The sequence below is a fragment of the Methanosphaerula palustris E1-9c genome, assembly GCF_000021965.1.
Taxonomy (GTDB): domain Archaea; phylum Halobacteriota; class Methanomicrobia; order Methanomicrobiales; family Methanospirillaceae; genus Methanosphaerula; species Methanosphaerula palustris.
The window spans coordinates 352431-370339 of the sequence record NC_011832.1; the positions used below are offsets into that span (position 1 = coordinate 352431).

Sequence of the window (17909 nt, forward strand, 5' to 3'; positions counted from 1 at the left end):
TCGTAATTCTATGTTGAATTTTAAAATATCCGATGCGTTCCTGTTTTTTTGAACTGGTCCCTGAAAAAAAACGGGCTGGATTATGCTGGAATCAGAAATAAATATCTGGAATGGGTGGAATGTCCCAGATCTTCCTGATCAAAAAAGGGAACATATTTAAATTTGTGTATTGTACTAGAGTGTGAGGTGAAGTTCACATGACCTATGGAATAGAGTTTGTACCCGGCAACGTGAATGTAAAGCAGGTTGTCAAGTTCTGTAAGCTTGCAGAGTCAAAGGATATCGACTTTGCATGGATCACTAACCACTATAATAACCGCCACTGCTACCCGGTTCTCGCAGCGATCGCTCAGGCGACCGATTCGATCAAGATGGGACCAGGTATCATGAACTCGTTTACTGACACTCCAGCCGCGATGGCATCGTTCATGGCGACCTTAAACGAGATCTCAGACGGACGAGCGGTGCTCGGCATTGGACCCGGCGACCTTTCTACCCTTCCAAAGCTCGCAATTCAGGCATCAAAGCCTGTTGGACATCTGGAAGAGGCAGTCGTCCAGATCCGGAAACTGCTCGCAGGTGAGGAGATCAAGAAGAGCGGAATGCAGTTCTTTGACTACGACGGCGCCAAACTGACTGGTGTGACCCTCCCCGGAAAGAAGGGCATCCCGGTCTACATCGGTGCCCAGGGGCCAAAGGTGCTCGAGCTCGCAGGGACGATCGGTGACGGTGCCCTGATCAATGCATCCAACCCGAAGGACTTTGCGGTCGCCATCCCAATCATCAAGGCAGCCAACGAGAAGGTCGGCAAGAAGAAGTTCGATATCGGGGCATACACCGCGATGTCGATCGACATGAACGAGAAGAAGGCACGGAACGCGGCTAAGATCGTTGCAGCATTCATCGCAGCAGGATCCCCTGAGCCACTGCTCACCCGCCACGGTCTCGACCTCGATAATGTTGCAAAGATCAAGGCAGCCCTCGGAAAGTTCGACTTCAAGAGTGTCGGCGAACTGGTCGGGGACAAGGAGATCGATGCATTCACCATCGCCGGTACCCCGGACATGGTCAAGCAGAAGTGTGAAGACCTGACCAAGGCAGGGGTCACCCAGATCATCTTCGGTTCCCCACTCGGTCCGGACATGACCACCTCGATCCGCCTGCTCGGCAAGTACGTGGTATAAGTCCATCCGTGAAATAAATCCCATCCTTTTTTGATAACACACTCATCAACCAGATCGCAGGCGATGCCTGCAGGTATTATATCCGACGCCCTCTCATGTTAGCAGGAGAGCGATGTTCAGTATCGAGGAGCAGCGGGTGGCAGGTGGAATCATCCAGTACCGCCTGGAGCACCTGACTGGTCTGCGGTGCACGATCAGTCCTACCCGGTTGAAGAGGCGGTTGAATGGCAGAGGGGCCGGATTTACGCTCCCGTCTGTCGGATGTCCGTTCTGTCCTGAAACGCTCGAATCGATGACGCCCGTCTTTCCTGACGGGACGAGGATTCATGTTGGGGAGAGCGTCACCTTCCCGAACCTGTACCCCTATGCCCCCTGGCATACGGTGACCGTCATCACAACGGCCCATGAGGTCAGGACCTTTCTTCTGCAGCAACTGATGGATGCCCTCACCGGGCAGGTTCAGTCCCTGCATGGTCATCAGGGGTACCCGAGCATCAACTGGAACTATCTCCCTTCAGCAGGGGCCAGTATCGCTCATCCCCATCTGCAGGGACTGGTGGAGCGGAGGGCATCTCCGCTCCTGCAGATGTACCTGACCGCTGGAGAACGGTACCGTGACCGGCATCGGAGAACCTACTGGGAGGTGTTGCGAGAGCGGGAATGCTCCTCGGACCGGTACCTGTTTGGGGATGAGATCGTCTGGACTGCACACGCGGTGCCGCTCGGCGAGCAGGAGGTGCGGGCGCTTCTCCCCATCGCGACGATCGACGATCTCGAACCGTATCTTGAACTCTTCGCTGCCGGGATGCTCAGGATCCTCTCGTTCTATGCGGAGCTGGGGACCTCAGCCTTTAATGCCTCGCTCTTCTTCGATCGTGGTGGGCGTGATCGCGGTTTCTCTGCGTTCTGTTCGATGATCGCACGGATCAATCCAAACATACATTCAGCTGGAGATACGGCGTTTATGGAACGTCTCCATCTGAATCCAGTGATCCTCACGCTTCCTGAAGAATTTGGACGGTACGCCCGACAAACCCGGACGTAAAAAAAGAGTGGTGGATTTACTCAGGCTTGCTGATCAGCGTGATCTTGGAGACGATGGTGCCGTCTTTCTTGTGGGGCTTGCGGATGATACCGTTGCCGGCCTTCTCGATCTCACGGGCCTCATCGCCGAGTGCTGCTGCCTGGCGCATCATTTCGTGGGCGCTGGCGACGATCGGAATGTACTTCTCCCATTCCTTGGTCATGAAGCAACCCTTGACATTGACGCCTGCGACTGCCTGGGCGATCTCATAGGCTGCGCGTGCCTTTGCCAGTGCATAGGGGTTTGAGAACTCGCCGTCGACTGCCTTGTCGGAGGTCATGACGACCTTCGGGAGGACGAGATCCGCACCCTTCTTGCCTTCCTTGACCTGGTCGATGACCTTGTCGAGTTCGGTCTGCAGCTTTCTGAAGGCACCGGTCAGGGCCAGGACCTTGACGAGGTTCCCATTGAAGTCCGCCATCTCGACTGGGTCGAGGAACTCGCGGCGGGCACCGATCATGGCGTCTGCTTTCATGATGATGTATCCGAACGAGCTGGCCTTCAGGGCTTCCCATCCTTCCTTCTTGGTCGTGATGTCGTCGGTGATCACCACGCAGGGGATGCCTGCCTTCAGGAGTTCGTCACGGGCACCGACTGGTCCGGGGAGGACGCCGTTCGGGGAGACGACAATACAGAAGTCTGGTTCCCATGCCTTCATTGTTGAGACAACACGGTCGATGTCTTCTGGCTGGAGCTTGGTTCCGCTCGTCGCCATGAAGGTCTGCATGTCTTCACGGTCTGCACGCTCATCAAGAAGAAGTTCGGCCATTACGCCGCTTGCAATATTACCTAATTTGGCAATTCCAACTTTAACAACCATTGATTTACCTCTTTATGCTACGTAATTACAATCAATACTAATATAAACATTTTGAATTTTTTCCGATTTCTGCTACTCAAATCCATAAATTATGAAAAAAACAGGTTTTTCCTGTGAGAAAACGGTGCGCGTCATCTCCTCTGGTGGGATCCTTTGATGCTGGTTAATGAAAATCTATTAATCGTCTGGAACTAGTTATTGTATATGAAAGAGGGGTTGCTGACTGAGCGGCAGAAAGAGGTGCTCAGGTACCGGAAGCAGGGGATGACCCAGCAGCAGATCGCCGACATCATCGAGACTTCAAAGGCCAATGTCTGTACCATCGAGAAGTCTGCGATGGAGAATATCCGGCGAGCAAAGGAGACACTCAGATTCCTTTACACCCTGGACGCGATCGCACTCTGCACCATCCCAGCAGGTACCGACCTTTTGACTGTCGGTCCGTCGATCTATAAGGAGGCTGAAAAACATCAGATCAAGGTCAAGTATGACACGCTCACCCTGATCAACCGGCTTCGCGATTCACATCCCGATCAGGTTCGAGGACGATATATCAGGGAGGAGATCGGTGTATACATCACCCAGGATGGTGACCTTTACTTTGAGTGAATCAAAAACTTAAATTCATATTATTTTTTAGGGAGTAGCATGTAATAAATCGCAAAACAGTGGACCCGACGGGATTTGAACCCGTGGCCTTCACGTTGCAAACGTGACGATCTACCCCTGATCTACGAGCCCTTTTCTGCAGACTGAATGTCAGTCTCCATTATTACGTGGTCGACGGTCCCATATATCTGTTGCTGAAGAAACGCCCATTTTCCCGTCTCTGGGATAGATGGTTCGGGGTTCCACGCAGCAACGATCAGATCATCGCTTGACGGGAGGTCTGATCGTGACGGATCCGTCGAGGTGCATCGATTATCACAGGAGGTCTGAAAAACGATGGACCCGGCGGGAATTGAACCCGCGGCCTTTACGTTGCGAACGTAACGATCTACCCCTGATCTACGAGCCCGAAATAAAAAGATTAGAGGATTATCTCGATATCTAACTTTTCAGCCAGTTCCTTATATCTGTTCCTGATCGTGACCTCGGTCACGCCGGCGACCTCGGCGACCTCACGCTGGGTGCGTCGTTCGCCCCCGAGGATTGAGGAGATATAAATGGCGGCAGCAGCGACTCCGGTCGGCCCTCTGCCGCTCGTAAGTTCGCGTTCTGCTGCCTGGCGAAGGATCTCCACGGCCCTGCTCTGGACCTCGCCTTTCAGCGTCAGCCCTGAGCAGAAGCGCGGAACATAGTCTATCGGGGATGTTGGGAGCAGTTTGAGCCCGAGCTCGCGCGAGATGAACCGGTAGGTTCTGCCGATCTCCTTACGGGAGACACGCGAAACCTCGGCGATCTCATCGAGTGTCCGCGGGACACTGCACTGGCGACAGGCCGCATATAGTGCCGCCGCAGCAACCCCTTCGATCGATCTACCACGGATCAGGTTCTTGTCGACGGCGTCACGGTAGACGACAGCGGCCGTCTCCCGGACATTCCTTGGCAGACCGAGAGCCGAGGCCATCCGGTCCAGTTCGCTCAGGGCAAACGCAAGGTTCCGCTCTGTGGCGTTGCTGACCCTGATCCGCCGCTGCCATTTCCGGAGCCGGTACAACTGGGCCCGGTTCTTACTGCTGATGGCACGACCATACGAGTCCCGGTTTCTCCAGTCGATCATCGTCGAGAGACCCTTGTCGTGGATTGTGAAGGTCATCGGTGCTCCGACCCTCGACCGCTTCATCCGCTGGTCGTGATCGAATGCACGCCACTCTGGTCCGCGGTCGATGAAGTCATCGTCGATGACAAGCCCGCAGTTCTGGCAGACCAGCTCTGCCCGTTCATAATCATGGACCAGTTGCCGGCTCTTGCATTCCGGACAGACAGACTCGGTATGGTCCTCAGTCTTCTTCTCGTGCTCGATGACCCTGTTGCGGTTCTTCAGGGCCTCGCGCTCGGTTTGAAGTATTCGTAGTTTCTCTATCTCCTGCATCAGAGTTCACCTGATCATCGTGCAAACACCTTCTCGCCAGGCTGTGATGTACACTGGTCCTGACAGAGAACGGTTGCATATGGTTTTGAAACGTTCCCGAAGAGATCCATAATCTTGCCGACAGGATGCATGCGCTGGTCCACAACGATTGAGTACAACTTTGGGAGCTGCGCTGCATCACATCTGACGATCATCAGTCGTCGACCACAAATTGCATTAATACGACCGATCACTTTCATGGCATTCCTGCGGTAAAGATTTTGAAAAATATTTTCGTAACATATATATTTTGAACCATCTTCTATTTAAAATAGGGGGGTTATATTCAAATAATTTAGGGCCTGCGCACAAGTTCCTCGATATTTAAAGCCAGTACCTCTTCGGCCTCGCGTGCCGAGAGGCCGGCACCCCGTGCCACAGCCATCTTTGCTTCGGCTGAGAGGAGATCGTGCGGGGCATGGGCATCGGAGTTCACAACGAGCCGGCATCCGGTGCGCTGGGCCACCCTGACGACATGGCCGTTGGTCCGGTTGTGGCCGCCGCGCGAGGTGATCTCCAGCGCTACGTTGTTGGCTGCGGCCAGGGCTGCGTCCTCGTCGGTGATCAGCCCGGGATGAGCGAGGATATCGACATCTCTGCAGATGCAGGCCGCATGGTTGGTTCCGGCCGGCACCGGCTCGACGACCGTCTCCCCGTGGACCACGACGATCTCGGCGCCCTCCTTCCTGGCGCGCTGTGCGAGGGCATGGATCTCTTCCGGCGGGACATGGGTGATCTCGACGGCCGGCAAGAATCTGATCCCAAAGAGGCGGGCCGACTCCCTGATTGCGGCGACCGTCGGTAACACCAGTGGAGAGGAGGCGGTGTCCACATGGTCAGCGATGGCGACGGTCGTATACCCGAGCACTGACATCCTCCTGAGCAGTTCCAGCGGGAGCATCTCCCCGTCGCTGAGCGTGGTGTGGGTGTGCAGGTCATAGAGGCCGGTCATCGCTTCACCTGCAGGTTGGCGGCCACTGTTTTGAGCAGCATCTCCTTGGATCGGTCCCACGGGACCATGACCCGTCCTTCATGCCTGGACCAGAATGCCGGGTGTGGGTTCTGTTCTGTTCTGCAGGTCAGTCCGCTCTTCCTGACTGCTCGTTCAAGGTCTGCCAAAAGCAGCCCCTTCTGGGCGAGGGACTGAGGAACGCGCCGGCCTTCGCTCCGTTTCAGGGCTCCGTTGAAGTAACAGGGGTACAAAATCCGCTCTTTTTCCATTCACTATGGGTAGGAGGTTAACCTATAAACAGATCACGTTGCAAGTACATGTATGCATCATATTGATATTCGGATCGAGCAGGATGTCTATGCGGCCAACGATCGGATCGCCGATCAAAACGCTGCTCTCCTCCGGGACCATGGGATCCGGGCGATCGATCTGCTCGGCGCGATCGGCTCGGGGAAGACCGCTTTGATCGAGCGTCTGGTCCCATTGCTTGCCGGGCAGGGAATCCGAGCCGGGGCGATAGCCGGGGATGTCTACGGGGATGACGACTTCAAACGGATCGTTTCGCTTGGAGTCCCAGCAGTGAACGCGAACACTGGTAAGGAGTGCCATCTCGATGCTCACATCGTCGAGCATGCAATCAGTCACCTCCCTCTCGACCAGCTCGATCTCCTCTTCATCGAAAACGTCGGAAACATGGTCTGTCCGACTGACTTCGCCCTCGGTGCTGAGAAACGGGTCGTCGTCGTCTCATCGACAGAGGGAGATGATGTCGTGAACAAGCATCCGATGATGTTCCGCGGTGCAACGATTGGGGTGATCAACAAGGTGGATCTGGCTCCGCTGGTCGGTGCCGACCTCGACCGCATGGTTCGTGATATCGCCCGGTATAACCCAACGATGCCGGTCTTCCGGACCAATTTAAAGACCGGGGAGGGGACAGAGGCCCTGCTTGAAGAGATCCTGAAGTGAACAGAGCTGTTAAATATCTTTGACAGGTACAATTATAGCACTCTGATAAAGGATCTCTATCCTGACAGACGATACATAAGTGATAACGGGGTTACTACATGCTCTGGCAAGGAAAATCAATACGAAAAGTGACTGGCGGCAGGTACGCACCTCTGCGGGGGAAGCGAAGAACTGAGATCGGAAAGGCTCCAGCTGAGACGCATATCGGCGTTGATCGGAAGAAGATGGTCCGGACCTTCGGTGGCAATGTCAAGGTACGTGCACTCCGTGCAACCTTTGCTTCTGTCGCCAACCGCAGCACCGGTGTCTGCAAGCAAGTGAAGATCGAGACCGTCGAGGAGAACTCGGCCAACCCCAACTATGTCCGGCGGAACCTGCTCACCAAGGGCGCCATCATCAGGACAGAACTCGGCAGGGCACGCATTATGAGCCGGCCCGGTCAGGACGGCGTCATCAACGCGGTTCTGGTAGAGTAATACACTATTTTTTTAGATTCCTCTGCTGATACTCTAGTGGAACGCAGCATTTCACTGCTGCAGGCCAAAGTGAGAACTGGTATGGATCGTACAGAAAGTCTTTTGATCACGGTCGCTGCGCCGTTTCGACATCTCCGCAAGGAGCGTCTGCAGAAGAGTGAGTTCATCTTCTATCTGACCATCGACCGGATGTGGATGAGCAGGGACCAGGCTGCCCTCCTGCTACAGCGTGCAGAGGGGGAGGGGCTGATCCGGATCTCAGGCGGGCTGATCGAGCCTCTCTTTGCCGTGGCATCGGTGACAGCTCCGCTCGGTTTCAAGCCGACCACGGTGATCTTTGAAGAGCAGGATCCCTATCAGGTACAGATTGAGCGGGTCACCAGGGTCACCGGTCGGTCTGCCCCGGAGGTGACGGCCGAGGTTGCAGCACTGGTGCATGATCAGTTTGACGGTCACCTCTCGCCTGAAGCTGGTCTCGTTCTCCTCTCACGCCGATATGGGGTCCCGATCAGCGATACCCTTGCTTCGCTCCGGACCAGTGCTCGAAAGGGAAGAAAAAAAGTGGATTGATTATTCTGCTGCCGCTGCGGGAGCTGCGAGCAGCTCGTCGAGCGACTTTTCGCCATAGGTAGCTACCTTGGCGTTGATCTGCACGAAGTCTGCGGTGATCTCATTGCCGCGGATCGATTTGCGCGCCCTCTGTCCGTCTTCTTTCGGGTTAAACCCGACGCCACCTGCAAGGAGCAGCCCTCTTCTCCCTGAACCCGGCAGGTCTCTGCGCGACGGTGTGCCGTTCCTGTCTGATGCCCCTGTGATCAGGATCTTATACCCGTTCAGCCCGAGTGGTGCCGCATCGATCTCAGTTCCTACGCGTTTCCCAATGAGCGCTCCTGCTGCGCCTCCGCTGACATCCATCTTGTATGAATGGCCCGTGCGGGTATCTGAAAGGATTATCTTGAATTCAACCATGGTCTTCTGACTCCGTATTGACGATAAATGAAGTACCTATAACATTGGATGATGCCGATATAAATACTACTTGCCCCAGAAGGGCTCGACCTTCCGCTTCATCGAGGTGAACTCCTCAAGCACCGCCTGGGTGCCGGCAGTCAGGTGTGAGAGCATCTCCTTCTCCAGCACCTTCACATGCCGTTCAGGCAGGTCCACGAAGAGGATATCACCGACATCGGCCTGTCTCCCTATGGTGGCCCCTTCGATGGCGATGGAGACCTCTGAACCCTCCTCAGCCTCATGCACATTCTCCAGCGAGAGCTCGATCGTCTTCAGGTGCCCGACCTTTCTGCCGTCCAGGTGGACCAGGTTCACATCGGTTCTGAGTTTTCCCTCCATCACCTGAACCCCGACCACTGCCGGGTTGGACTGGTGAAAGACACAATTAGGCATGATCCTGATCTTCGCCGGGATGATGATATTCTCGAACTTCTGCTGTTCCATGGCCCGCTTCTGCTGGTCACGCCAGAGCAGGTATGCGTCGATCAACTGGTAGATCACCCGTCCGGAGAAGACCTTCATCTGCTTGGTCTCCTTGACGATATCTGCTGCATCCGGGAGGAGGGGCGTATTGAAGGCCAGGACCACCTTATACAGCGGGTTCTTGATCGTCTCGGCGGTGATCAGGTCGTGCCGGCTGACCGGACCGACAGCCGCACGCATCACCCCGATCTCCTTATTCTCCAGTTCCTGACAGAGGGCTTCAAGGGCCCCGATCGTGTCCGCCTTGATCACCAGCCCGTCTTCGACCAGTTTAACATGGATCTCCTCCATCTCCTGTCGGATCTGGGTGGCCACTGCCTCCCGGTCACCCCGGACGCCTCGAAGCGGGGAGCCGGCGATCACCCTGTCCAGATTCGGGGCCGCGACCTTCACCCCTGATGCCGCCACGACGGACTTCACCCGCTCGAACCGCTCCTCGGTCAGGATCTCCTTCATCGGCCGCGGCTTTAAGAGGGACCTGACCTTGGTGGTGATCACGCCATCCTCTGAGGCGAGCATGATCTCGTCCCCGACCGAGAGGGTCCCGTCATACAGGATCACATCCAGCGTCGGCCCGAGCCCCCGCTCCTCCTTCACCTCGAGGACGGTTCCGCATCCCGGTCCGTCGACACTCATCGCCAGCGACTGCTCCATGTACCGCTGGGCCAGGCCGATCATCACCATCAGGAGGTCGGCGATACCTTCCCCTGTATGGGCACTGATCGGGACGATCGCGATGTTTCGTGCGAAGTCCTGTACCCGGTCGAATCGCTCGCAGTTGAACCCGAGGTCTGACAGTTTTCCGACGATCTCGTAGTGGCGAGTCTCCATGAACTCCTGGATCCGTTCATTCTGCTGTGCGAAAGTGGTCAGGAACGGTGCGTTCTCCACCACCCGCCAGCCATGGACCCGGTCGATCTTGGTCAGGGCCACGACGAACGGGGTCTTGCATCCCCGCAGGATCTGCAGGGCCTCGATGGTCTGTGGCTGGAATCCTTCGTTGATATCGACGACCACGATTGCCATATCTGCGAGCGCTCCGCCGCGGGCACGGAGGGTCGTGAACGCATGGTGGCCCGGGGTATCGATGAAGAGCAGCCCGGGCACTGTCACCGGGATCTTCTGCATGCTCGTCGACATCGCTCGGATGGCCTCGATTGGGACCAGTGTCGCCCCGATGTGCTGAGTGATGGCTCCTGCCTCGGAGCTGACCACCGACGATCCCCGTATCCGGTCGAGCAGTGATGTCTTTCCATGATCCACATGTCCAAGCACACAGACGATGGGCGTTCTGATCTTTGCGATCTTTGCACTCTTTGCCATTTCCACCCCATCCCAGGTCGTAAGAGAGCCGCAGAATCCCCTGACCGATCTGCGGCAAAACCAGTTATGATATAACGTATATGTCTATTAATAATGATTCCTGCGCGATCCCGGTGGTTTCTCCCATGCTCGTGAATCATTGCCCGGTTCTCTTCATCGGATCTGCTCTGAATGGGGAAAAGAGATAGAATAACATATATATCGAGGCGTGTAAACTATGAAGGCTCATTATGCCAGGGTAGGGTAGTTGGTCATCCTAGGGGACTGTGGATCCCCCGACCCGGGTTCAAATCTCGGCCCTGGCCTTTTCTTTTCATCTGGTTGTCCTGCAGGTGGGCATTGAACTGTTCATTTCTGTTCGGGATTTTGTTCTGTAATTCCTGCATGCTCCGGTACCCGTCCTGCCAGTCGGCGCGATAATACGTTTTGTACTGCATTTTGGTGTTGTAACAACCAGGAACATGTATGATATCCGAGATACTCCTCTTCCGTGCGGAATCATATGGCACACCCTGTGTAGTATTCAGGCTATTCAGCAACGCGAGTCTGATCAACCTGTGGATCTCCTACAGCAACACTCTTCTGTTGACCACAGGTCTGATCGAACTGGACAGAGTTTTGAGGAAGAGGATCTCCTGGTGGCCGCCAAGGTTCCTGAGAAAAAAGGATTTTTACCGTCGGTTGTGAATCATCAGGCATGCAAGGCCGAGTCCGATCAGGGTGATCAGTGCAAAGGGTGCGCCAGCTGGCTGGGTGGTGGAGGTGTTGGCAGTTGTTGCAGCCCCGGACAGGTCTGTCGTAGTTTCAGTAATCTTCGTTCCGGTAGATGTAACAACCTCTCCTGGCTGCCCCGTCGTCGTGGAGACCGGTGGGGTGACGCTGATGACCGGGGTTACGTTCGCTGTCATGTTTGCGGTCGTGTTGTTCGCTACAGGAGTGGCTGTCCAGGTCGCCCCAGTGTAATCATTCGAGCCTGAAGCACTGCTACCGCCCGGAATCAGCGTCGGGATGATGGCCGGCAGGGTTCCCTGCTCAAGGAAGAAGGTATCTTTGTAGGCGATGGTGTCGTTCGCCAGGATCTCAACATCGATGGTGGCGGGGTTTGCCGAGTAGGCTGAGGTGTTCAGGTCAAAGTTTTCTGGTCCGTCGACCTTGGTTCCATTGAGTTCAGCGGTGCTCGTCACAATCTTCGCACCGGCCATCGGTGTTGCGACCCATTTTGTGATCACGGTTCCCTCCACGATCTCGTTCAGCGTGTTATTGTGTGAGAACAAACCGTTCACCGAGGAACCGTTATAACTCATCTCGTGGTACTGGCCCTCCTCTTTGATCTCTCCAGGCTGGATCTCGTACTCCCCGATAGTCACCGAGTTTTCGGTGGTGTTTGTTTCAGAGATAGTGAAGGCAGCCCCGCTGATCTCAAATGGGATGGTGATATTGGAGTTGCCAAAGACGTTGGCGAGTGATTGTATCTCCTGGTGGTTGGTCACCTTCAAATCAAAGAAGGTGCCATTGGTCATCCCTGATACATTGACCGTCAGATTCTCCCCGCTCTTGAGCGAGTGTTTATCAGAAGTGATCGAGAGCGCTGAGACCGGTCCTGCAAGCATGCAGACGAGGCATAGCACCGCGATCATATACCATATCTTGTCTTTCATTTGTGAATCCCCGTCTCCACGATTTTATGTCCCTGTTCTGGATCATACGCTGGGACGATCACTCTTGCCAGGTTATGAATGTTTCTTTGTATTGTTGATACTCAATTTAAACATGCCTATTTCATTCCGGATATGCCGGCAAGGGCCTGGGGTTATGTTATGGGATCGTTGAATCGGGCCAGGATACGGGCACAACAAACCCCTGGACTGCAGGAATCCCGGGTAATCACTGTTGAGAACCGATCCGACGTTTTGTTTCGCACCTGACTCTGAGGTACAGGCCGTACCTCTCAATGGAGGGTTCTGTTTTTTTTGAAGGCCGCCCCTGTGAACACTGTGGTGATTCGAGGAGCGCTATCAGGTCGGGCCAGCTGCCTGTTGGATTGGGATCAGGTCACATCACCGGTCTGGTTGAGGATGGTTGATCTTCTTCTCCCTGTCATTACCTAAAAGATCATTCTCCAGAACAGGAATTTTTGGGAACGATCACATCTGTGTGAGGATGTCGCCCCCCCAATTCAGTATTGGTTGTACGTCGATGACGGGGTAGGATTGAAACAATATCAGCGATCCGATCAGTGATATCCCCCTGGTGATCGCTCCGTTCCTCGATGGTAACGAATTTCGGATTAAGAAAAGGCCCCAATTCTGTTCAAGGAGATCGATTAAAAATAGGTGATGTGAGTATGGTTTTCTTCACTGTCCGCTGACCCATCGCCAGAAGGAGGTGAGCAACCCTGTGAGTGGATCCGATCCTGAACCACTGCTGGTATTTGGCAGGGTCTCATTGGCAATGATGGAGAACGTATCATTGTAGGCGATGGTGCCGTTTGCACTGATCTCGACATTGACGGTGGCGGGGTTCTCAGAGTACATCGAGGTGTTCATGTCAAAGGTTTCAGGTCCGTCGACCTTGGTTCCGTTGATTGTAAAGCCGTTCGTCACATACTGTGCACCGGCCATCGGTGTCGCAACCCATCGGGTGCTCATGTTTCCCTGCACGATCTCATCGAGTTTGTTGGTCCGGGAGAACAGACCGTTCACTGAGGAACCGTTGTAGACCAGTTCGTGGTACTGGCCCCCTGCTTTATTCTCGTAGTTCCCGACGATCATCGTGTTTTCGGTGGTGTTCATCTCCGACATGGTGAAGGCAGCGTTACCGATCTTAAATGGAATAGTGATATTGAGGTTGCCGAATGCGCTAGTATTGGTGTTGCCGGATGCACTGGTAAATGAGGACATATCCTGATGATTAGTCACATTCCACTGGAAAAAAGTGCCGTTGGTCATCCCCGAGATATTGAAGGTAACATTCTCTCCATTCATAATAGTGTTGTTTGTCGTCCCAGAAACAATCGTTCCTGAGGCATTGAGCATCGTTACCGAAAGTGCCGAGGCCGGTCCTGCAAGTAAGCAGATGAGGCCAAGCACCACGATCATATACCAGTTCTTTTTAATCATTTATGAATCACCGTCCGCACATACGTCCCACTTCAAAGCTGTGCTCCGAGACGCCTGTATATGATGTAGATATATATTTCTTAATATATCTCTTTCCTATCTAAATCTATCTACCCGCATTGGGATGTACCCGTCGTGGGGTGCACAAATCAGGGCGTCGTTCCGGTCAGAGCCGGCGCCGGGATAAGAGCGCGACAAACCCTAGGGCTGCAAGGACTGCTGGGAGTAGGGGCATCGGGCTCTTTTGTGGGTCTGTTGCCACTGTCAGGACCTCGGAGGTGTTGTTCCGGGTTCCATTCTTTGCTGGCGTGATATTGACTGCTACAGTCTTGTTTGAGGGCGTCCCGTTCTTTGCCGCGGTGGCATTGATCGTTGCTGTTTTGTTTGTGGATGTTCCGTTCTTTGCAACGGTGGCATTCTTGACGGTGCTCGTCTTGTTCGGGGTAATCGCGGTTGTGAACAGGTACGATGTTCCATCTTCGCAGCCGACTCCGATAGATGTGCCGTCGCCAGAGACTGCCAGAGCGGTCGGCCTGGTCGACAGGTCGTATCCCCAGCGCAGGGTCCCGTTCTGGAAGAAGACCTGCACCTTTTTGTCCATCGAGCCGGCCGCGATCACCGAGGCGTCGTCAGAGAGCGCCACCAGGTTGGCCCAGTCGCCGGTTGGGTTGGACCAGATAACATCGCCGGTCTCGTCGAGGAGGGTGACTTTCTTATCCTCGGTTCCAGCGACGGTGCGGGTGCCATCGGTGCTGGTGGCCAGGGAGTCGACCCTGCCGCCGGTGTCGTATTCGCCGACCTTCTCGGCAGAGGTGTTGGTGGCGTTGTAGAGGAGGACCGAATGGGAGCCGCCGATTATCACCAGCGTGCCGTTGGCCGCGAGGGCGAGGGCCGAGGGGGTATCGAAGTCGGTCTTCCAGCGGACTTTTCCCGCCCGGGTATAGAGGTACAGGCCCTGGCTGTCGGTAGCTGCGATCACCGAGCCGTTCCTGGTGGTGGCGAGGTTCAGAACCGTGGTTGACTCTTTTTTGATGACCGCTGTAGCCCCGACCTTCGAGCCGGTTCCGTTGTAGATCTGAAGCGTTCCCTGCTTATCCCCGGTCACGACGGTTCCACCATCACCCGAGACGGCCACATGGACCATCGGTTCGGTGCCGGCGCTCCAGCGCGCGGTCCCGTTGGGGAAGAAGACATGGATGCCGTCGTCCATCGCCGCGGCGATCCTGGTTCCGTCTGTGCTCATGCCGACTGAGTTCGCCTGCAGGAACGAGCCGAACTCGGCTCCGGTCTTGTTCAGGATGGAGAAACTGCTGCCTCCGAGTGCGACCGTAGCCCCGTTCTTTGAGAGCGCGAGATCGACCACCTGGTCGGTCGTTGACTGACTGGAGGCCGTGTGGGTCCAGAGCGGAGTCTGGGCTGCGGCACAGGTGACTGCGATCAGCAGGAGGAGGATTTCAAAGAGCAGACGGTAGGTCTTCACCATTAATTTCATTTGGACTGAATTGATATTTAGACTATCGTCTTGAACGATCCGGTACTATTGCCTGCCCCACATCTGGCCGGAGATGTTCTCAAAGAAGCCGGTGAAGAGAATCGGTATATCCCCGGGGATAGTGCTGACCAGTCCCTGCGCTCTGACTTTCACGGGGAGTTGTCCGGTCAGAAATGGGGTGGTCGTCTTGTTCTCTCCGGCTGCCGGCAGGAATGATCCGGCGATGCAAACCATTAACTTGGTGGAAAAAAAAGGGTGATGGATAATATATATGACTATTATCCAGTTGTGGGGTTGATTATATGATAGTGTGCCTTAATTTTCTGGTTTCATCAGTACTCAATTGGATGAATCCCCTACAGGATCATTCTTCGTCCATTCCCTCCCTGATTCTCAATACGTCCAGAGGTGGGTCATTACCGCCCAGTTATTTATGATGTCTGCCATATCGAGGTGTTGCATGCTGTTCAAACCCCCTTCACGAGAGATGATCCCGATCCCCCCTGATGTCCTTTCTGTCCCACTACGATCGATCTCTTCATGTCTGAATTTTTCTTCTGGTTTGAACTGGGGGTTGATCGCGCCTTATGTACCGTGACCGTCGGATCAGGGCCGCCATCCCTGTGTACAACGAGGAACTGCCGATCGGGGAGACGCTCGCGTCCATCCCTGACTTTGTCGACGCAATCTATGGTGTCAACGACTGTTCGAAGGACCGGACGCAGCAGACAGGTGGGATGAGGTTGGCTGCTGACCCTTCTTCCTTCCCATGCACTGTCCCTCCTTCTGAGATGAGGACGCCGGCCTCCCTCGAACAGATAATCGAGGTTCGGTAATGATCGCCATCATCCTCGGCACCCGGCCGGAGATCATCAAGATGTCCCCGATCATCCGGGTGTGTGAAGCACAGGGGGTTGACTACTTCATCCTCCACACCGGTCTGTATTACTCGCACGAGATGGATCGGGCCTTCTTCGAGGAACTCGACCTTCCTGAACCGAAGTACAACCTCGATGTGGGATCCGGTACCCACGCCGACCAGACCGGTCGGATCATGGTCGGGATCGAGAAGGTCCTGATGGAGGAGAAGCCAGAGATCGTTCTCGTCCAGGGCGACACCAATACGGTTCTCGCCGGTGCGCTTGCCGCTGCCAAACATCACATCAAGGTCGGCCACGTCGAGGCCGGCCTCAGATCCTTTGACCGGACGATGCCCGAGGAGATCAACCGGGTGGTCGCCGACCATCTCGCTGCTCATCTCTTCGCCCCCACGGAGACAGCCCGGCAGAATCTCCTCGCGGAGGGTGTCGAGGATTACAGGATCTGCGTGACCGGCAACACCATCGTCGACGCGGTCTTCCAGAATCTGGAGTTGTCGAAGAAGAAGGCGACCATCCTCAAAGACCTTGATTTAAAGCCGGGGGAGTACTTCCTGGTGACCTCCCACCGGCAGGAGAATGTCGCCTCTCCCGAGACTCTGCGTTCGATCATCACGGGGCTTGAGGCGATCCACCAGGAGTACTCACTTCCGATCATCTTCCCGATGCACCCCCGCACCCGGAAGATGGTCGAGCAGTTCACGATCCCGCTGGACGGAATACCTGTCATTGAGCCCGTCGGCTTCCTCGACTTCTTACAACTCGAATCCAGCGCCCGCCTCGTCCTGACCGACTCCGGTGGCGTGCAGGAGGAGACCTGCATTCTGGGCGTGCCCTGCGTCACCTTCCGGGAGAGCACCGAGCGGCCGGAGACGATCGAGGTGGGCTCGAACGTGCTGGCCGGGATCAGGGCCGGCGAGATCCTGGCCGCTGTCCGACAGATGCTCTCCCGGCCCCGGACCTGGAAGAATCCCTATGGGGACGGTATGGCGGGTCGACTCATCATCACGATGTGCAGCGGCAAGGCTGGCGGACTCCCTGTCACGGTGGGGAACGGCATCCCGTTGCAGAACGATTATTCAATGATTCGGTGATAGTTACATGGAAACTCACAGCATTCTTGTTACTGGCGGCGCAGGCTTCATTGGCACCAATCTTGTCAACGAACTCGAGCGTCGGGGTCATGAGGTCGTCGCCCTCGATCTTCTGAACAACGATCGGGAGCACTACATCCGTGCGGATTCGAAGAATTACCGGCAATTGGAGCGGGTCTTCGATCGTTCAGCGTTTGATTATGTTTATCATCTCGCCGCGGAGTACGGCCGCTGGAATGGCGAGGACTACTATGAGAACCTCTGGCAGACCAACGTGATCGGTACCAAGCATATGCTCCGCCTTCAGGAGAAGCTGAAGTTCCGGATGATCTTCTTCTCCAGCGCCGAAGTCTACGGCGATTATAATGGCATCATGTCCGAGGATGTGATGATGGATAATCCCATCAAGGATACCTACCAGATGAACGATTACGCCATCACCAAGTGGGCAGGTGAACTGATGTGCATGAACTCGGCCACGATGTTCGGTACCGAGACGGTCCGGGTCCGGCCGGTGAACTGCTATGGGCCGCATGAGCACTATACCCCTTACCGCGGCTTCATCCCGAAGTTCATCTACCACGCCCTCTTCAACAAACCCTATACCGTCTACAAAGGGCACAAACGGATCATCGACTTCGTCGAGGACTCCTGCAGGACCTGGGCGAACATCGTCGACAACTTCATTCCTGGAGAGGTCTACAACGTCGGCGGCCGGCCTGAGTGGGAGCGGGATATCAAGGAGTACTCTGATATTATTCTCAACGCCGTCGGCAGGGACGACTCGCTGGTCACCTACGAAGAGGCCGAGCCGTTCACCACAAAGGTAAAGACGATGGACTTCACAAAGGCGGTCCGTGACCTCAAGCACGACCCTAACGTTTCACCGGAAGAGGGGATCCAGAGGACGGTCGAGTGGATGAAGAAATATTACCGGATCGAGGAGTAGA

At 55.2% G+C, this 17909-nt stretch carries 20 protein-coding genes and 3 tRNA genes; 10 read left to right on the forward strand and 13 right to left on the reverse strand.

The window, feature by feature from the left end:
- Positions 1-197: 197 nt before the first annotated feature.
- Entirely contained in the window at positions 198-1184 is a 987-nt protein-coding gene (locus tag MPAL_RS01680; RefSeq protein WP_012617028.1) for a 5,10-methylenetetrahydromethanopterin reductase, read from the forward strand.
- 112 nt (positions 1185-1296) lie between these two features.
- On the forward strand, positions 1297-2229 hold the full coding sequence (locus tag MPAL_RS01685; protein ID WP_012617029.1) for a galactose-1-phosphate uridylyltransferase: 933 nt from the start codon (positions 1297-1299) through the stop codon (positions 2227-2229).
- Positions 2230-2245: 16 nt separating this feature from the next.
- Here MPAL_RS01685 and MPAL_RS01690 read toward each other — a convergent pair whose 3' ends face one another.
- Positions 2246-3088 carry a F420-dependent methylenetetrahydromethanopterin dehydrogenase gene (locus MPAL_RS01690; protein WP_012617030.1) on the reverse strand — a complete coding sequence of 281 codons (843 nt, stop codon included), beginning with the start codon at positions 3086-3088 and terminating at the stop codon, positions 2246-2248.
- 204 nt (positions 3089-3292) lie between these two features.
- On the opposite strand from MPAL_RS01690, the gene MPAL_RS01695 reads away from it, so the two are divergent.
- Positions 3293-3697: a Tfx family DNA-binding protein gene (locus tag MPAL_RS01695; RefSeq protein WP_012617031.1), complete on the forward strand. Its 405-nt coding sequence runs from the start codon at positions 3293-3295 to the stop codon at positions 3695-3697.
- A gap of 60 nt (positions 3698-3757) precedes the next feature.
- Here the strand turns inward: MPAL_RS01695 and MPAL_RS01700 are convergent.
- The 6 genes from MPAL_RS01700 to MPAL_RS01725 all read right to left on the reverse strand — a co-directional run bounded on the left by MPAL_RS01700 (position 3758) and on the right by MPAL_RS01725 (position 6383).
- A tRNA-Ala gene (locus tag MPAL_RS01700) sits at positions 3758-3829 on the reverse strand.
- A 205-nt stretch (positions 3830-4034) separates the two neighbouring features.
- Positions 4035-4106: transfer RNA gene (locus MPAL_RS01705), tRNA-Ala, on the reverse strand.
- A 12-nt stretch (positions 4107-4118) separates the two neighbouring features.
- Positions 4119-5123, reverse strand: a complete 1005-nt coding sequence (locus MPAL_RS01710) for a transcription initiation factor IIB (RefSeq protein WP_012617032.1) — start codon at positions 5121-5123, stop codon at positions 4119-4121.
- Between the two features lie 14 nt (positions 5124-5137).
- Complete coding sequence (locus MPAL_RS01715) at positions 5138-5362, reverse strand: H/ACA ribonucleoprotein complex subunit GAR1 (RefSeq protein ID WP_012617033.1); 225 nt, start codon at positions 5360-5362, stop codon at positions 5138-5140.
- Positions 5363-5457: 95 nt separating this feature from the next.
- Entirely contained in the window at positions 5458-6114 is a 657-nt protein-coding gene (locus MPAL_RS01720) for a histidinol phosphate phosphatase domain-containing protein (protein WP_012617034.1), read from the reverse strand.
- Entirely contained in the window at positions 6111-6383 is a 273-nt protein-coding gene (locus MPAL_RS01725; RefSeq protein ID WP_012617035.1) for a signal recognition particle subunit SRP19/SEC65 family protein, read from the reverse strand. Before MPAL_RS01725 ends, MPAL_RS01720 begins: the two co-directional genes overlap by 4 nt.
- A gap of 52 nt (positions 6384-6435) precedes the next feature.
- On the opposite strand from MPAL_RS01725, the gene hypB reads away from it, so the two are divergent.
- The 3 genes from hypB to MPAL_RS01740 all read left to right on the forward strand — a co-directional run bounded on the left by hypB (position 6436) and on the right by MPAL_RS01740 (position 8129).
- Entirely contained in the window at positions 6436-7083 is a 648-nt protein-coding gene (hypB, locus tag MPAL_RS01730) for a hydrogenase nickel incorporation protein HypB (RefSeq protein ID WP_012617036.1), read from the forward strand.
- 98 nt (positions 7084-7181) lie between these two features.
- On the forward strand, positions 7182-7559 hold the full coding sequence (locus tag MPAL_RS01735; protein WP_012617037.1) for a 30S ribosomal protein S8e: 378 nt from the start codon (positions 7182-7184) through the stop codon (positions 7557-7559).
- An 81-nt stretch (positions 7560-7640) separates the two neighbouring features.
- Positions 7641-8129: a DUF2240 family protein gene (locus MPAL_RS01740; protein WP_012617038.1), complete on the forward strand. Its 489-nt coding sequence runs from the start codon at positions 7641-7643 to the stop codon at positions 8127-8129.
- On the opposite strand, the gene MPAL_RS01745 is transcribed toward MPAL_RS01740, so the two are convergent.
- Both MPAL_RS01745 and infB read right to left on the reverse strand, forming a co-directional pair.
- Positions 8130-8528, reverse strand: coding sequence for a 30S ribosomal protein S6e (locus tag MPAL_RS01745; protein WP_012617039.1), 399 nt, complete (start codon positions 8526-8528; stop codon positions 8130-8132).
- A gap of 66 nt (positions 8529-8594) precedes the next feature.
- Entirely contained in the window at positions 8595-10376 is a 1782-nt protein-coding gene (gene infB, locus MPAL_RS01750) for a translation initiation factor IF-2 (RefSeq protein ID WP_012617040.1), read from the reverse strand.
- Positions 10377-10608: 232 nt separating this feature from the next.
- Between infB and MPAL_RS01755 the strand changes: the two genes are divergently transcribed.
- Positions 10609-10681 (forward strand) — tRNA-His (locus tag MPAL_RS01755).
- A 366-nt stretch (positions 10682-11047) separates the two neighbouring features.
- Here the strand turns inward: MPAL_RS01755 and MPAL_RS01765 are convergent.
- The 4 genes from MPAL_RS01765 to MPAL_RS01780 all read right to left on the reverse strand — a co-directional run bounded on the left by MPAL_RS01765 (position 11048) and on the right by MPAL_RS01780 (position 15221).
- Positions 11048-12034: a hypothetical protein gene (locus tag MPAL_RS01765; protein WP_012617041.1), complete on the reverse strand. Its 987-nt coding sequence runs from the start codon at positions 12032-12034 to the stop codon at positions 11048-11050.
- A 696-nt stretch (positions 12035-12730) separates the two neighbouring features.
- The gene (locus MPAL_RS01770) at positions 12731-13495 is read right to left on the reverse strand and encodes a hypothetical protein (protein WP_012617042.1); all 765 of its coding nucleotides are present in this window, start codon (positions 13493-13495) and stop codon (positions 12731-12733) included.
- 166 nt (positions 13496-13661) lie between these two features.
- Complete coding sequence (locus MPAL_RS01775; protein WP_012617043.1) at positions 13662-14987, reverse strand: WD40 repeat domain-containing protein; 1326 nt, start codon at positions 14985-14987, stop codon at positions 13662-13664.
- Positions 14988-15032: 45 nt separating this feature from the next.
- Positions 15033-15221 carry a hypothetical protein gene (locus MPAL_RS01780; protein ID WP_012617044.1) on the reverse strand — a complete coding sequence of 63 codons (189 nt, stop codon included), beginning with the start codon at positions 15219-15221 and terminating at the stop codon, positions 15033-15035.
- Between the two features lie 353 nt (positions 15222-15574).
- On the opposite strand from MPAL_RS01780, the gene MPAL_RS01785 reads away from it, so the two are divergent.
- From MPAL_RS01785 to MPAL_RS01795, 3 genes are read left to right on the forward strand one after another with little or no spacing between them, the layout of a single operon-like run.
- A complete protein-coding gene (locus tag MPAL_RS01785; RefSeq protein ID WP_012617045.1) occupies positions 15575-15823 on the forward strand; it encodes a hypothetical protein in 249 nt (82 codons plus the stop codon).
- Positions 15823-16959, forward strand: a complete 1137-nt coding sequence (gene wecB / locus MPAL_RS01790) for a non-hydrolyzing UDP-N-acetylglucosamine 2-epimerase (protein WP_012617046.1) — start codon at positions 15823-15825, stop codon at positions 16957-16959. Before MPAL_RS01785 ends, wecB begins: the two co-directional genes overlap by 1 nt.
- A gap of 7 nt (positions 16960-16966) precedes the next feature.
- Complete coding sequence (locus MPAL_RS01795) at positions 16967-17908, forward strand: NAD-dependent epimerase/dehydratase family protein (RefSeq protein WP_012617047.1); 942 nt, start codon at positions 16967-16969, stop codon at positions 17906-17908.
- The last annotated feature ends 1 nt before the right edge of the window (position 17909 follow it).

Excerpts from the sequence above, each read along its gene's own strand:
- MPAL_RS01715 (WP_012617033.1), bottom strand. The coding sequence starts at position 5,362 with ATGAAAGTGATCGGTCGTATTAATGCAATTTGTGGTCGACGACTGATG.
- MPAL_RS01785 (WP_012617045.1), top strand. The coding sequence starts at position 15,575 with ATGTACCGTGACCGTCGGATCAGGGCCGCCATCCCTGTGTACAACGAG.
- wecB (WP_012617046.1), top strand. The coding sequence starts at position 15,823 with ATGATCGCCATCATCCTCGGCACCCGGCCGGAGATCATCAAGATGTCC.
- MPAL_RS01795 (WP_012617047.1), top strand. The coding sequence starts at position 16,967 with ATGGAAACTCACAGCATTCTTGTTACTGGCGGCGCAGGCTTCATTGGC.
- MPAL_RS01780 (WP_012617044.1), bottom strand. The coding sequence starts at position 15,221 with ATGGTTTGCATCGCCGGATCATTCCTGCCGGCAGCCGGAGAGAACAAG.
- MPAL_RS01735 (WP_012617037.1), top strand. The coding sequence starts at position 7,182 with ATGCTCTGGCAAGGAAAATCAATACGAAAAGTGACTGGCGGCAGGTAC.
- infB (WP_012617040.1), bottom strand. The coding sequence starts at position 10,376 with ATGGCAAAGAGTGCAAAGATCGCAAAGATCAGAACGCCCATCGTCTGT.
- MPAL_RS01720 (WP_012617034.1), bottom strand. The coding sequence starts at position 6,114 with ATGACCGGCCTCTATGACCTGCACACCCACACCACGCTCAGCGACGGG.
- MPAL_RS01770 (WP_012617042.1), bottom strand. The coding sequence starts at position 13,495 with ATGATTAAAAAGAACTGGTATATGATCGTGGTGCTTGGCCTCATCTGC.
- MPAL_RS01710 (WP_012617032.1), bottom strand. The coding sequence starts at position 5,123 with ATGCAGGAGATAGAGAAACTACGAATACTTCAAACCGAGCGCGAGGCC.
- MPAL_RS01695 (WP_012617031.1), top strand. The coding sequence starts at position 3,293 with ATGAAAGAGGGGTTGCTGACTGAGCGGCAGAAAGAGGTGCTCAGGTAC.
- MPAL_RS01680 (WP_012617028.1), top strand. The coding sequence starts at position 198 with ATGACCTATGGAATAGAGTTTGTACCCGGCAACGTGAATGTAAAGCAG.
- MPAL_RS01690 (WP_012617030.1), bottom strand. The coding sequence starts at position 3,088 with ATGGTTGTTAAAGTTGGAATTGCCAAATTAGGTAATATTGCAAGCGGC.
- MPAL_RS01740 (WP_012617038.1), top strand. The coding sequence starts at position 7,641 with ATGGATCGTACAGAAAGTCTTTTGATCACGGTCGCTGCGCCGTTTCGA.
- MPAL_RS01685 (WP_012617029.1), top strand. The coding sequence starts at position 1,297 with ATGTTCAGTATCGAGGAGCAGCGGGTGGCAGGTGGAATCATCCAGTAC.
- MPAL_RS01765 (WP_012617041.1), bottom strand. The coding sequence starts at position 12,034 with ATGAAAGACAAGATATGGTATATGATCGCGGTGCTATGCCTCGTCTGC.
- MPAL_RS01725 (WP_012617035.1), bottom strand. The coding sequence starts at position 6,383 with ATGGAAAAAGAGCGGATTTTGTACCCCTGTTACTTCAACGGAGCCCTG.
- MPAL_RS01775 (WP_012617043.1), bottom strand. The coding sequence starts at position 14,987 with ATGAAATTAATGGTGAAGACCTACCGTCTGCTCTTTGAAATCCTCCTC.
- hypB (WP_012617036.1), top strand. The coding sequence starts at position 6,436 with ATGCATCATATTGATATTCGGATCGAGCAGGATGTCTATGCGGCCAAC.
- MPAL_RS01745 (WP_012617039.1), bottom strand. The coding sequence starts at position 8,528 with ATGGTTGAATTCAAGATAATCCTTTCAGATACCCGCACGGGCCATTCA.